11 protein-coding genes are annotated in these 12,199 nt (G+C 67.3%); 7 read left to right on the top strand and 4 right to left on the bottom strand.

The genetic code is table 11. The annotated features are described in order from the left end of the window. Window positions 1-7: 7 nt before the first annotated feature. The 5 genes from dapD (at window position 8) to cls (ending at window position 4,903) form a co-directional block, all read left to right on the top strand. Complete coding sequence (dapD, locus tag U4012_RS21090; protein WP_321801219.1) at window positions 8-835, top strand: 2,3,4,5-tetrahydropyridine-2,6-dicarboxylate N-succinyltransferase; 828 nt, start codon at window positions 8-10, stop codon at window positions 833-835. Then, window positions 835-1,203 (top strand): ArsC family reductase, encoded by a 369-nt coding sequence (locus U4012_RS21085; protein WP_121859337.1) that lies wholly within the window; start codon window positions 835-837, stop codon window positions 1,201-1,203. Before dapD ends, U4012_RS21085 begins: the two co-directional genes overlap by 1 nt. 87 nt (window positions 1,204-1,290) lie before the next feature. Further along, entirely contained in the window at window positions 1,291-2,430 is a 1,140-nt protein-coding gene (gene dapE, locus U4012_RS21080) for a succinyl-diaminopimelate desuccinylase (protein WP_124570241.1), read from the top strand. Between the two features lie 11 nt (window positions 2,431-2,441). After that, a complete protein-coding gene (gene prmB / locus U4012_RS21075; protein WP_124519992.1) occupies window positions 2,442-3,350 on the top strand; it encodes a 50S ribosomal protein L3 N(5)-glutamine methyltransferase in 909 nt (302 codons plus the stop codon). Window positions 3,351-3,463: 113 nt separating this feature from the next. Then, window positions 3,464-4,903 (top strand): cardiolipin synthase, encoded by a 1,440-nt coding sequence (cls, locus tag U4012_RS21070; protein ID WP_321801213.1) that lies wholly within the window; start codon window positions 3,464-3,466, stop codon window positions 4,901-4,903. Between the two features lie 106 nt (window positions 4,904-5,009). Here cls and U4012_RS21065 read toward each other — a convergent pair whose 3' ends face one another. Next, window positions 5,010-5,489 (bottom strand): glutathione peroxidase, encoded by a 480-nt coding sequence (locus U4012_RS21065; RefSeq protein ID WP_321801211.1) that lies wholly within the window; start codon window positions 5,487-5,489, stop codon window positions 5,010-5,012. 136 nt (window positions 5,490-5,625) lie between these two features. Here U4012_RS21065 and U4012_RS21060 point away from each other — a divergent pair, with 136 nt between their 5' ends. After that, window positions 5,626-7,557, top strand: a complete 1,932-nt coding sequence (locus U4012_RS21060; protein ID WP_321801209.1) for an ATP-binding cassette domain-containing protein — start codon at window positions 5,626-5,628, stop codon at window positions 7,555-7,557. Between the two features lie 196 nt (window positions 7,558-7,753). Here U4012_RS21060 and U4012_RS21055 read toward each other — a convergent pair whose 3' ends face one another. From U4012_RS21055 to alr, 3 genes are all read right to left on the bottom strand, one after another. Then, complete coding sequence (locus tag U4012_RS21055; RefSeq protein WP_044847945.1) at window positions 7,754-8,020, bottom strand: DUF2866 domain-containing protein; 267 nt, start codon at window positions 8,018-8,020, stop codon at window positions 7,754-7,756. Between the two features lie 148 nt (window positions 8,021-8,168). Beyond that, on the bottom strand, window positions 8,169-9,545 hold the full coding sequence (gene radA / locus U4012_RS21050) for a DNA repair protein RadA (RefSeq protein ID WP_044847946.1): 1,377 nt from the start codon (window positions 9,543-9,545) through the stop codon (window positions 8,169-8,171). A gap of 11 nt (window positions 9,546-9,556) precedes the next feature. Beyond that, on the bottom strand, window positions 9,557-10,627 hold the full coding sequence (gene alr, locus U4012_RS21045; protein WP_044847947.1) for an alanine racemase: 1,071 nt from the start codon (window positions 10,625-10,627) through the stop codon (window positions 9,557-9,559). A gap of 218 nt (window positions 10,628-10,845) precedes the next feature. Between alr and lplT the strand changes: the two genes are divergently transcribed. Further along, window positions 10,846-12,153, top strand: a complete 1,308-nt coding sequence (lplT, locus tag U4012_RS21040; protein WP_044847948.1) for a lysophospholipid transporter LplT — start codon at window positions 10,846-10,848, stop codon at window positions 12,151-12,153. Window positions 12,154-12,199: the final 46 nt, after the last annotated feature.

Here is a 12,199-nt window from a genome sequence, read left to right as displayed (position 1 = left end):
AACGAACATGTCGCAACAACTTCAGCAAATCATCGATACCGCCTGGGAAAACCGCGCCGAGCTGTCGCCGAAGGCCGCGCCCGCCGACGTCCGCGAAGCCGTCGCTCACGCGATCGAGCAGCTCGACAAGGGTGCACTGCGCGTCGCCGAGAAGATCGACGGCAACTGGACCGTCCATCAGTGGCTGAAGAAGGCCGTGCTGCTGTCGTTCCGCCTGGAGGACAACGCACCGATGCCGGCGGGCGGCTACTCGCAGTTCTACGACAAGGTGCCGTCGAAGTTCGTGAACTACACGGCCGAAGACTTCGCCGCGGGCGGCTTCCGCGTCGTGCCGCCGGCCATCGCGCGCCGCGGCTCGTTCATCGCGAAGAACGTCGTGCTGATGCCGTCGTACACCAACATCGGCGCGTACGTCGACGAAGGCACGATGGTCGATACGTGGGCGACGGTCGGCTCGTGCGCTCAGATCGGCAAGAACGTGCACCTGTCGGGCGGCGTCGGCATCGGCGGCGTGCTCGAGCCGCTGCAGGCCAACCCGGTCATCATCGAAGACAACTGCTTCATCGGCGCGCGCTCGGAAGTCGTCGAAGGCGTGATCGTCGAGGAGAACTCGGTGATCTCGATGGGCGTGTACCTCGGCCAGAGCACCAAGATCTACGATCGCGAAACGGGCGAAGTCAGCTACGGCCGCATTCCGGCCGGCTCGGTCGTCGTCGCCGGCAACCTGCCGTCGAAGGACGGCTCGCACAGCCTGTACTGCGCGGTGATCGTGAAGAAGGTCGACGCGAAGACCCGCGCGAAGGTCGGCCTGAACGAGCTGCTGCGAGGCGACTGATGGCGAAGCCGCACACCGTGGTCGTCTACGGCATTCCGAACTGCGACACCGTGAAGAAGGCCCGCGTGTGGCTCGACGATCACGGCGTCGAGTTCGAGTTCCACGACTTCAAGAAGCTCGGCGTCAGCGCACCGCTGGTCGAAGACTGGCTGAAGGACGTATCGCTCGACGCGCTCGTGAACAAGCGCGGCACGACGTGGCGCGGCCTGGACGACGCCATGAAGGCGGCCGCGGAAACGAAGTCCGGCGCGGTTGCGCTGATGATCCACAAGCCGTCGGTCATCAAGCGCCCCGTGCTCGTCGTCAACGGCCGCGTGAAATCGCTCGGCTTCGTGGCCGATCAGTACGCGGCGCTGTTTGCCGCCTAGGCGGCCCGCGCGGCGCCCGCGCTGCACACGACGCCTCATCGCTGCCGGCCACCGCGCCGGCATTTTTTATCGAAAGTGGTCCGAACCATGTCCGCCACCCTAGCCCTTACCGAACAGCTGATCGCCCGCGCGTCCGTCACGCCCGACGACCAGCATTGCCAGCAGATCATGACCGAGCGCCTCGCCGCGCTCGGCTTCGAATGCGAAACCATCGCGTCGCATGGCGTGACCAACCTGTGGGCCGTCAAGCGCGGCGCCGACGGCCGCGACGGCAAGCTGCTCGCGTTCGCGGGCCACACCGACGTCGTGCCGACCGGCCCGCTCGAGCAGTGGACCTCGCCGCCGTTCATTCCCGCGCATCGCGACGGCAAGCTGTACGGCCGCGGCGCAGCCGACATGAAGACGTCGCTCGCCGCGTTCGTCGTCGCGTCCGAGGAATTCGTGGCGGCCCACCCCGGCCACCGCGGCGCGATCGCGTTCCTGATCACGAGCGACGAGGAAGGCCCGGCCACCGACGGCACCGTGAAAGTCGTCGAACTGCTCGAAGCGCGCGGCGAACGTCTCGACTACTGCATCGTCGGCGAGCCGACGTCGACCGCCGAACTCGGCGACGTCGTGAAGAACGGCCGCCGCGGCTCGATGTCGGGCGAGCTGATCGTCAAGGGCGTGCAGGGCCACATCGCCTACCCGCACCTCGCGAAGAACCCGATCCACCTGCTCGCGCCGGCGCTCGCCGAGCTCGCCGCCGAACAGTGGGACGAAGGCAACGAATACTTCCCGCCGACCACCTGGCAGGTGTCGAACCTGCATGCCGGCACCGGTGCGACCAACGTGATCCCCGGCCACGCGGACCTGATGTTCAACTTCCGCTTTTCGACGGCGAGCACCGTCGAGGGCCTGCAGGCGCGCGTGCATGCGATCCTCGACAAGCACGGCCTCGAATATTCGCTGAAGTGGTCGGTGAGCGGCCTGCCGTTCCTCACGCCGCGCGGCGACCTGTCGAACGCGCTGGAGAACGCGATCCGCGCCGAGACCGGCCTCACGACCGAGCTGTCGACGACGGGCGGCACGTCCGACGGGCGCTTCATCGCGCGCATCTGCCCGCAGGTGATCGAGTTCGGTCCGCCGAACGGCAGCATCCACAAGATCGACGAGCACATCGACGTGCGCTTCGTCGACCCGCTGAAGAACGTGTACCGCCGCGTGCTCGAACAACTGATCGCCTGACGGAGCCTCGCATGACGACACCTTTTGCAACTGTTCGCGACCTGCTGCGCTATGCGGTCACGCGCTTCTCGAAGGCGAAGCTCGCGTTCGGCCACGGCTCGGACAACGCGTACGACGAAGCCGCCTACCTCGTGCTCCACACGCTCGACCTGCCGCTCGACACGCTCGAGCCGTTCCTCGATGCCCGCCTGCTGCCCGACGAAATCGCGGCCGTGCTCGCGGTGATCGAACGGCGCGCGACCGACCGCGTGCCGGCCGCGTATCTCACGCATGAAGCGTGGATGCACGGCCACCGCTTCTACGTCGACGAGCGCGTGATCGTGCCGCGCTCGTTCATCGGCGAACTGCTCGACGACGGGCTGCAGCCGTATGTCGCCGATCCCGAGCAGGTCGGCGCTGTGCTCGAGCTGTGCACCGGCTCCGGCTGCCTCGCGATCCTCGCAGCCAGCGCGTTCCCGAATGCCGAAATCGACGCGGTCGACCTGTCCGAGAAGGCACTCGAAGTCGCCGAGATCAACGTGCGCGACTACGGCCTCGACGATCGCATCACGCTGCATCGCGGCGACCTCTACACGCCGCTGCCCGCGTTCCGCGCCGAACCCGACACGCGCTACGACGTGATCCTGACGAACCCGCCGTACGTGAACGCGACGTCGATGGCGGCCCTCCCGCCCGAGTACCGGCACGAGCCGGAAATGGCGCTCGCGGGCGGCGACGACGGGATGGACATCGTGCGGCGCATCATCGGGCAAGCGCACAACTGGCTGCACGACGACGGCGTGCTCGTCGTCGAGATCGGCAACGAGCGCGAGCACGTCGAAGCCGCGTTCGGCGGCCTCGAGCTCACGTGGCTGCCCACCAGCGCGGGCGACGACGCCGTGTTCCTGATCCAGGCGTCGGACCTGCCGCGCAAGGCCTGACGGCGCGCCGCGACCGAACCGTGCGGTACGGCACACCGCTGTCCCGCACGGTTGGGTAAGATGCGCGTAAGCGGCCGTCGCGCCGCACGACTTCAGGAGTCCGTCACGCGCCCATGACCCTCGACTGGCTACATCTCGGCACCCTGGTCCTGGCCATCCATGTGCTCGGGATCATCGCGGCGTGTCATGCGCTCATGAATACCCGCACGTCGCAAGGCGCGATCGCATGGGCCGTGTCGCTCGCCGCGATGCCGTACCTGACGCTCATCCCCTACCTGTTCCTCGGCCGCAGCAAGTTCTCCGGCTACGTCGATGCACGGCGCCACGAGATGGAAGCGCTGCGCACGCACGCACCGCGCGCGCCATGGCCCGCTGCGGACGCAACCGACGGGCAGGCCGCCGACGCGATCGGCCGGGCCGCCGTGCTCGCGCTCACGCGGCTGGGTGGAATGCCGTTCGTCGGCGGCAATGCGGTGCGCACGCTCGTGAACGGCGACGCAACCTTCTCGGCGATCCTGTCGGCGATCGACGCCGCGCGCGACTACGTGATCGTCCAGTTCTTCATCGTGCGCGACGACGCGCTCGGCCAGATGCTGCGCGACGCGCTGCTCGCCCGCACGGCGGCCGGCGTGCGCTGCTACCTGCTGTACGACAGCATCGGCAGCTTCGACCTGCCGCGCGGTTACGTCGACACGCTGCGCCGCGGCGGCGTCGAGGTCCATCCGTTCGCGACCCACCGCAAGTTCGTCAACCGCTTCCAGCTCAACTTCCGCAACCATCGCAAGATCGTCGTCGTCGACGGCAATCGCGCGTTCGTCGGCGGTCTCAACGTCGGCGTCGAATATCTCGGTGCGAACCGGCGCCTGTCGCCGTGGCGCGACACCCATATCGAGATTCGCGGCCCGGTGGTGGCCAGCATCCAGTACGTGTTCGCCGAAGACTGGCACTGGGCCACGCAGACGCTGCCGCCGCTCGCAGCGCCGCCGGAGGCGCTGCCCGACGACGCGATGCATTGCCTCGCCGTGCCGATGGGGCCGGCCGACAAGCAGGAAACCGGCTCGCTGTTCTTCGTCGAGGCGATCAACGCCGCGCGCGAACGGGTCTGGATCACGACGCCGTATCTCGTGCCCGACGAAGCGGTGATCGCCGCGCTGAAGCTCGCGGTGATGCGCGGCGTCGACGTGCGCATCCTGATTCCGAGCCGGCGCGATCACTACGTGGTGTTCGAAGCGTCGAAGCTCTATGCGCGCGATCTCGTCGACGCTGGCGTCAAGGTGTTTCGCTACCGGCCCGGCTTCCTGCATCAGAAAGTGCTGCTGATCGACCGCGTCGCGGCCGCCATCGGCAGCGCGAATCTCGACAACCGCTCGTTCCGGCTGAACTTCGAAATCATGGTGCTGACCGTCGACCGCGCGTTCGCCGCCGAAGTCGAAGCGATGCTCGACGCCGATTTCGCGCTGGCCTACGAAGTCGATGCGAACGAGTATCGGCACTCGCCCGCGTGGCGGCGTATCGCCATGCACGTCGCGCGCCTGTTCGCGCCGATCCTGTAGCGGTTGCGCGAGCGCCGGCCCCGCGCCGCCGCCCGGCGGCGCATGCTTTCGCACGGCGCGACCCAGGCAGGCTCGATCCGAACCGCCCGCTCGCCGCATCGAACGGTCAAAGCAGCTTGTCGATATCCGCGGCGATTTCCTCGGGCTTCGTCGACGGCGCGTAGCGCTTGACGATCCGCCCGTCGCGGTCGATCAGGAATTTCGTGAAATTCCACTTGATCGCCTTGAGGCCGAGGATGCCGGGCGCCTCGTCGGTCAGGTAGCGGTACAGCGGATGCGCGTGGTCGCCCTTCACGTCGATCTTCGCGAACATCGGGAACGTGACGCCGTAGTTGCGCTCGCAGAACGCGCCGATCTGCGTGGCGTCGCCCGGCTCCTGCTTGCCGAACTGGTTGCACGGGAAGCCGAGCACGAAGAAACCGCGGGCCGCGTACTGCTCATACAGCTTCTGCAGGCCCGCATACTGCGGCGTGAAACCACACTCGCTCGCGGTATTGACGATCAGCAGCACCTTGCCGCGATACGCGTCGAGCGACGCGGGTGCGCCCGCGAGCGTCTCTGCGCTGAACGAATACAGGGTGGACATCAGGCACTCCTTTTACGAAACCGTATCGACGTGGAGTCTAGGCGAAATCGCGTCGTTGCGGCACCTGCCGAACGGCCGATATCCGGGGCGACGCGCGCGCAGTCTAGAATAGCGGTTTTGGTCAGTCATTCCCGCCGTGATCCGTTTCAATCAGTTCAGCCTTGCGCGCGGCACCAAGCCGCTGTTCGAGTCGGCCTCGTTCGTGCTCAATCCCGGCGAGAAAGCCGGCCTGATCGGCGCGAACGGCGCCGGCAAATCGACGCTCTTCTCGGTCCTGCGCGGCGAGCTGCATTCCGACGGCGGCGATTTCGCGATGCCGCCGTCGTGGCGGATCGCCCACGTGTCGCAGGAAACGCCCGCCGTCGACCGCTCCGCGCTCGACTACACGCTCGACGGCGACACCGCGCTGCGCGAGATCGAGGCGCGTATCGCCGCCGCTTCGGCCGCGCACGACGGCACGGCCGAAGCCGACGCGCACGCGGCGTTCGCCGACGCCGACGGCTATACGGCCCCCGCGCGCGCCGAAGCGCTGCTGCTCGGCCTCGGCTTCACGCTCGCGCAGACGCGCGAATCGGTCGCCAGCTTCTCCGGCGGCTGGCGCATGCGCCTGAACCTCGCGCAGGCGCTGATGTGCCGCTCCGACCTGCTGCTGCTCGACGAACCGACCAACCACCTCGACCTCGACGCGATCGTCTGGCTCGAAGACTGGCTGCACCGCTACGCCGGCACGCTCGTCGTGATCTCGCACGACCGCGAATTCCTCGACTCGATCTGCAACGTCACGCTGCATCTGGAAAATCGCCAGGTGAAGCGCTACGGCGGCAATTACTCGCAGTTCGAAGTGCTGCGTGCGCAGCAGCTGGCGCTGCAGCAAAGCGCGTACGAAAAGCAGCAGAAGACGATCGAGCACCTGCAGAGCTTCGTCGACCGCTTCAAGGCCAAGGCGACCAAGGCCAAGCAGGCGCAAAGCCGGATGAAGGCGCTCGAGAAGATGGAGCTGATCGCGCCCGCGCACATCGCGTCGCCGTTCACGTTCGAGTTCCGCACGCCCGACGCCGCGCCGAACCCGATGATGGTGATGGAAGACGTCCGCTGCGGCTACCACGCGGAGGACGGCACGGACATCCCGATCGTCGAACGCGTGGCGCTGTCGATCCAGAACGGCCAGCGCATCGGCCTGCTCGGCGCGAACGGCCAGGGCAAGTCGACGCTAATCAAGACGCTGGCCGGCACGCTCGCGCCGCTGTCGGGCCACGTGCGCGACGGCAAGGGGCTGACGATCGGCTATTTCGCGCAGCACCAGCTCGAAACCCTGCGCGAGGACGATTCGCCGCTCGCGCATCTCGCACGGCTCGCCCCCGATACGCGCGAGCAGGAACTGCGCGACTTCCTCGGCGGCTTCAATTTCTCCGGCGACATGGCGACGAGCCCGGTCGGCCCGTTCTCGGGCGGCGAGAAGGCGCGGCTCGCGCTTGCGCTGATCATCTGGCAGAAACCGAACCTGCTGCTGCTCGACGAGCCGACCAACCACCTCGACCTCGAGACGCGTCACGCGCTGACGATGGCGCTCGCGCAGTTCGAAGGCACGCTGATCCTCGTCTCGCACGACCGCCACCTGCTGCGCGCGACCACCGACCAGTTCATGCTCGTCGCGAAGCACCGGCTGCAGCCGTTCGACGGCGACCTCGACGATTACCGCGACTGGCTGCTGCAGCATGCGGCCGAGCAACGCGCGGCCGCGAAGGCCGACAGCGCGGCGGCAGCGGGCACGGATCCGGGCGTCAACCGCAAGGACCAGAAGCGTCAGGCGGCCGAGGAGCGCCAGCGGTTGTCGCAACTGAAGAAACCGCTGCAGAACCGCATCACGAAGCTCGAAAGGGAAATGGAAACGCTGCACGCGGAAAAGGCGCGCCTCGACGCGTTCGTCGCCGATCCGGCGAGCTACGAAGCCGCGCGCAAGACGGAACTGACCGAAGCGATCCGCAAGCTGGGCGAGGTCAATGCCCGACTCGAAACGGTCGAGGCGGACTGGCTCGCCGTGCAGGAAGAACTCGAGCAGATCGGCTGAACGCGCCCGGCGCGCCGTCAGCCGGTCGTTTTCAGCGGCGGCCGCACGCCTAGGCACGATCCACGACCGGCGAACCCGCCCGGCCGCACCGGGTGCGGAAACGACAAGGCCGGGCGCCCGGGCCCGGCCTCTTTGTCATTGTTGCGTTCGACGTGATCGCGTCGGCCGTCCGCCGGCCGCCGGCCGCGCCAACCGCTCAACGCCGCGGCAACGTATCGCGCGGCATCTGCTCGTCATCGCCCATCAGGTGACGCCGCCCTTCGGTCGGCCGGCGGATCGCCGCGGCGACCTCCGCTTCCGTCACGTCCTCGGACACGACCCGGCGCGCCAGGCGCCCTTCGTCGTCGATCCATTCGACGATCCGGCATCCGCCGCCCCACGGCTGAACGATCGGCTCCGACACACGGCAGCCGCGCAGGTTGTAACTGCGTCCGCTCGGCGCTTCCCCATACTGTTTAAACATAGGTTCCCTTCGCATTGTGCGGTTCGACGATCCGGCAAAGGATAGGGAAAAGCGATGTCCGGCGGGTTACATCAGCCTACATATTCATTACATTCAATTACGCGACAGATCACCGTGGCCAACGCACGGCGGCGCTGGCCAGCCACGGCTATTCGAGATCGCGCACACGGTCGATCGCCTGCTCGATCCGCTCGACGGCCATCACGTTCAGTCCTTCGATCGGCTGTTTCGGTGCATTCGCCTTCGGGATCAGCGCGGCGGTAAAACCGAGCTTCGCCGCCTCGCGCAGCCGTTCCTGGCCGCGTGGGGACGGCCGGATCTCGCCCGCCAGCCCCACTTCGCCGAACACGATCAGGCCCTTAGGCAGCGCCTTGTTGCGCATCGACGAATGGATCGCGAGCAGCACTGCGAGGTCGGCGGCCGGCTCGGTGATCTTCACGCCGCCCACCGCGTTCAGGAACACGTCCTGGTCGAAACACGCGATGCCCGCGTGCCGGTGCAGCACCGCGAGCAGCATCGCGAGCCGGTTCTGCTCGAGGCCGACCGCCAGCCGGCGCGGGTTCGGCACGTGGGCCGTATCGACGAGCGCCTGGATCTCCACGAGCAGCGGGCGCGTGCCCTCCTGCGTGACGAGCACGCAGGAACCCGGCACGACCTGCTCGTGCTGCGACAGGAACAGCGCGGACGGGTTCGCGACGCCGCGCAGCCCGCGCTCGGTCATCGCGAACACGCCGAGCTCGTTGACCGCGCCGAAGCGGTTCTTGAACGCGCGCACGAGCCGGAACGACGAATGGGTGTCGCCCTCGAAGTACAGCACCGTGTCGACGATGTGCTCGAGCACGCGCGGGCCCGCGAGGTTGCCCTCCTTCGTCACGTGCCCGACCATGATGATCGCGGTGCCGGACTGCTTCGCGATGCGCGTGAGCTGCGCCGCGCACTCGCGCACCTGCGCGACCGAGCCGGGCGCCGATGTCAGCGCTTCGGAATAGACGGTCTGGATCGAGTCGATGACGGCGACGTCCGGCCGTTCCGCGTCGATCGCGGCCTGGATCTTCTCGAGCTGGATCTCGGCGAGCAGCTTCAGCTCGGCCGCCGGCGCGCCGCCGTCGAGCAGCGCGAGCCGTTGCGCGCGCAACGCGATCTGCGCGGCCGATTCCTCGCCGCTGATATAGAGTGCGCGCCGCTCGCTCGCGATGTCCGCGAGCGACTGCAGCAACAGCGTCGACTTGCCGATGCCGGGATCGCCGCCGATCAGCACGACGCCGCCCGGGACCAGCCCGCCGCCCAGCACGCGATCGAATTCGCCAATGCCGGTGGAGAAGCGCGGCACGTCGGCCGCCTCGATGTCGACGAGGCGCTGCACGGGCGCGCGTTTCGCGAGCGACTGGAAGCGATGGGCGGCCGGCGACTCGGCGACCGATTCGACGAGCGTGTTCCAGGCCTGGCACGACGGGCATTGCCCCTGCCACTTCGGGGTTTGTCCGCCGCACTCGCTGCAGACGTAGACGGTTTTCTGTTTGGCCACGCGTGCTGCCCTTATTCCGCGCGCACCGGTACGCGGGCGGCGACCGCGCACATCAGTTCATAGCCGATGGTCCCGCAATGGCGCGCGACGTCGTCGATCGGCAGCGCGTTGCCCCACAGCTCGACCCGCGCGCCGACGCCGGCCTGCGGGCACGGCGTCAGGTCGACGGTAATCATGTCCATCGACACGCGGCCGACGATCCGCGTGCGGATGCCGTCGACGATCACGGGCGTGCCTTCGGGTGCGACGCGCGGATAGCCGTCCGCATAGCCGCACGCGACGACGCCGATGCGCATCTGCGCTTGCGCGGAGAACGTCGAGCCATAGCCGATCGCCTGCCCCTTCGCGATCGTCTGCACGGCGATCAGCTCGGAGGCGAGCGTCATCGCGGGCTTCAGGCCCGTGTCGGCGATATCGGACGACAGCCCCGACGGCGATGCGCCGTACAGCACGATCCCCGGCCGCACCCAGTCGAAGTGCGTATCCGGATGCCACAGCACGGCTGCCGAATTCGCGAGGCTGCGCGCGCCCGCGATGCTTGCCGCGCCGCGCTCGAACGTCGCGAGCTGCTCGGCGACGCCGCGCTCGTTGTCGGCGTCCGAAAAATGGGTCATCAACGTGATCTGGCCGATGCCGGGGCACGCACGGGCGCGCTCCCACGCGGCGCGGTACTTCTCCGGCACGTAGCCGAGCCGGTTCATCCCGCTGTTCATCTTGAGCTGCACGTTGACGGGCTTCGACAGCCGCGCCGTCTCCAGCATCCGCATCTGCTCGTCGTTGTGGACGGTGGTCGTGAGGCTGTAGCGGTCGATCACGTCGATGTCGGTCGACCGGAAGAACCCTTCGAGCAGCAGGATGGGGCCGGCCCAGCCGAGCTCGCGCAGCTTCACGGCCTCGTCGAGGTCGAGCAGGCCGAAGCCGTCGGTGCCGCGCAGGCCGGGAAACACGCGCGCGAGACCGTGGCCGTACGCGTTGGCCTTGACGACCGCCCAGACCTTGGACGGGCCGGCAAAGCGGCGGACGACGGAGAGATTGTTCGCGAGGGCGGCGGTGTGGATGGTGGCGGAGATCGGGCGCGGCATGGGAAATTTACGTAAAGACGCTTGCGAATCATCAGCTTACCGCGCCTTTTGAGCACCGAAGCCGACAATTTGCGGAACGATCGGGGAATCTTGCTAGTCCGAATTGCCGTATTTTCGTGTTATAAAGCCGTGCGCACAACCCATTTCGAACGGAATAAGCCGATCGCATACCAGGCGGCCTACGCGGCCCTGCCGCAGCGACGAAAGCATCGCATCAGATGAAAAAAGGTTTTTACACCATCATGGCCGCGCAGTTTTTCTCGTCGCTGGCCGACAATGCGCTTCTCATCGCCGCCATCGCCCTGCTGAAAGACCTCCACGCCCCCAACTGGATGACACCGCTGCTCAAGCTGTTCTTCGTGTTGTCGTATGTGGTGCTGGCGGCCTATGTCGGTGCGTTCGCCGATTCGCGTCCGAAGGGGCGCGTGATGTTCATCACCAATTCGATCAAGGTGGTCGGCTGCCTGATCATGCTGCTCGGCGCCCATCCGCTGATCGCATACGGCATCGTCGGGTTCGGCGCCGCGGCCTACTCGCCCGCGAAGTACGGCATTCTGACCGAGCTGCTGCCGGCCGACCGGCTCGTCGCCGCGAACGGCTGGATCGAAGGCACGACCGTCAGCTCGATCATCCTCGGCACCGTGCTCGGCGGCGCGCTGATCAGCCCGCACATCGCGTCGCACGTGATCGCGCACACGCCAGCCTGGATCGCCACGCCCGCCGAAGCGGCGATGGTGATCATCATGGCGATCTACGTGATCGCCGCCATCTTCAATCTGCGGATCCCCGATACCGGCGCGCGCTACCCGAAGCAGGAGCGCGGCCCGGTCAAGCTCCTCACCGACTTCGCCGACTGCTTCATGGTGCTCTGGCGCGACAAGCTCGGCCAGATCTCGCTCGCGGTCACGACGCTGTTCTGGGGCGCGGGCGCGACGCTGCAGTTCATCGTGCTGAAGTGGGCCGAAGTGTCGCTCAACATGTCGCTGTCCGAAGGCGCGATCCTGCAGGCGGTGGTCGCGGTCGGCGTCGCGGGCGGTGCAATCGCCGCCGCCGCGCGGATCCCGCTGAAGAAGTCGCTCAGCGTGCTGCCGGTCGGCATCATCATGGGCATCGCGGTCATGCTGATGGCGTTCTACACGCGCGACCTGTTCCCGGCGCACTGGGCCGTGCATTTCGGCCACCTGCGCCTGCCCGTGTACCTGATCGTCGCGTACATCTTCCTGATCTGCGTCGGCGCGCTGTCCGGCTACTTCGTGGTTCCGATGAACGCGCTGCTGCAGCATCGCGGCCACGTGCTGCTGTCGGCCGGCCATTCGATCGCGGTGCAGAACTTCAACGAGAACCTGTCGGTGCTCGTGATGCTGTGCCTGTACGCGGTGCTGGTCTGGCTCGACGTGCCGGTCGGCGTCGTGATCGTGCTGTTCGGCACGTTCGTGTGCCTGACGATGTGGCTCGTGATGCGCCGCCACCAGGCGAACCAGCGTCAGTTCGACTCGGTCGCGCTGATCGGCGAATCGCGGCACTGACGCTACACTTCCTGTTTCCGTCCGTTGGCGCCGGTCTTCGAACCGG

Origin of the sequence: Burkholderia sp. BCC1988, assembly GCF_905339895.1 — a bacterium.
In the GTDB taxonomy this organism is placed as follows: domain Bacteria; phylum Pseudomonadota; class Gammaproteobacteria; order Burkholderiales; family Burkholderiaceae; genus Burkholderia.
Note: the sequence above shows the minus strand (reverse complement) of the source record. Positions and strands in the feature narration are given on the sequence as shown.

Excerpts from the sequence above, each read along its gene's own strand:
- dapD (WP_321801219.1), top strand. The coding sequence starts at position 8 with ATGTCGCAACAACTTCAGCAAATCATCGATACCGCCTGGGAAAACCGC.
- U4012_RS21085 (WP_121859337.1), top strand. The coding sequence starts at position 835 with ATGGCGAAGCCGCACACCGTGGTCGTCTACGGCATTCCGAACTGCGAC.
- dapE (WP_124570241.1), top strand. The coding sequence starts at position 1,291 with ATGTCCGCCACCCTAGCCCTTACCGAACAGCTGATCGCCCGCGCGTCC.
- prmB (WP_124519992.1), top strand. The coding sequence starts at position 2,442 with ATGACGACACCTTTTGCAACTGTTCGCGACCTGCTGCGCTATGCGGTC.
- cls (WP_321801213.1), top strand. The coding sequence starts at position 3,464 with ATGACCCTCGACTGGCTACATCTCGGCACCCTGGTCCTGGCCATCCAT.
- U4012_RS21065 (WP_321801211.1), bottom strand. The coding sequence starts at position 5,489 with ATGTCCACCCTGTATTCGTTCAGCGCAGAGACGCTCGCGGGCGCACCC.
- U4012_RS21055 (WP_044847945.1), bottom strand. The coding sequence starts at position 8,020 with ATGTTTAAACAGTATGGGGAAGCGCCGAGCGGACGCAGTTACAACCTG.
- alr (WP_044847947.1), bottom strand. The coding sequence starts at position 10,627 with ATGCCGCGCCCGATCTCCGCCACCATCCACACCGCCGCCCTCGCGAAC.
- lplT (WP_044847948.1), top strand. The coding sequence starts at position 10,846 with ATGAAAAAAGGTTTTTACACCATCATGGCCGCGCAGTTTTTCTCGTCG.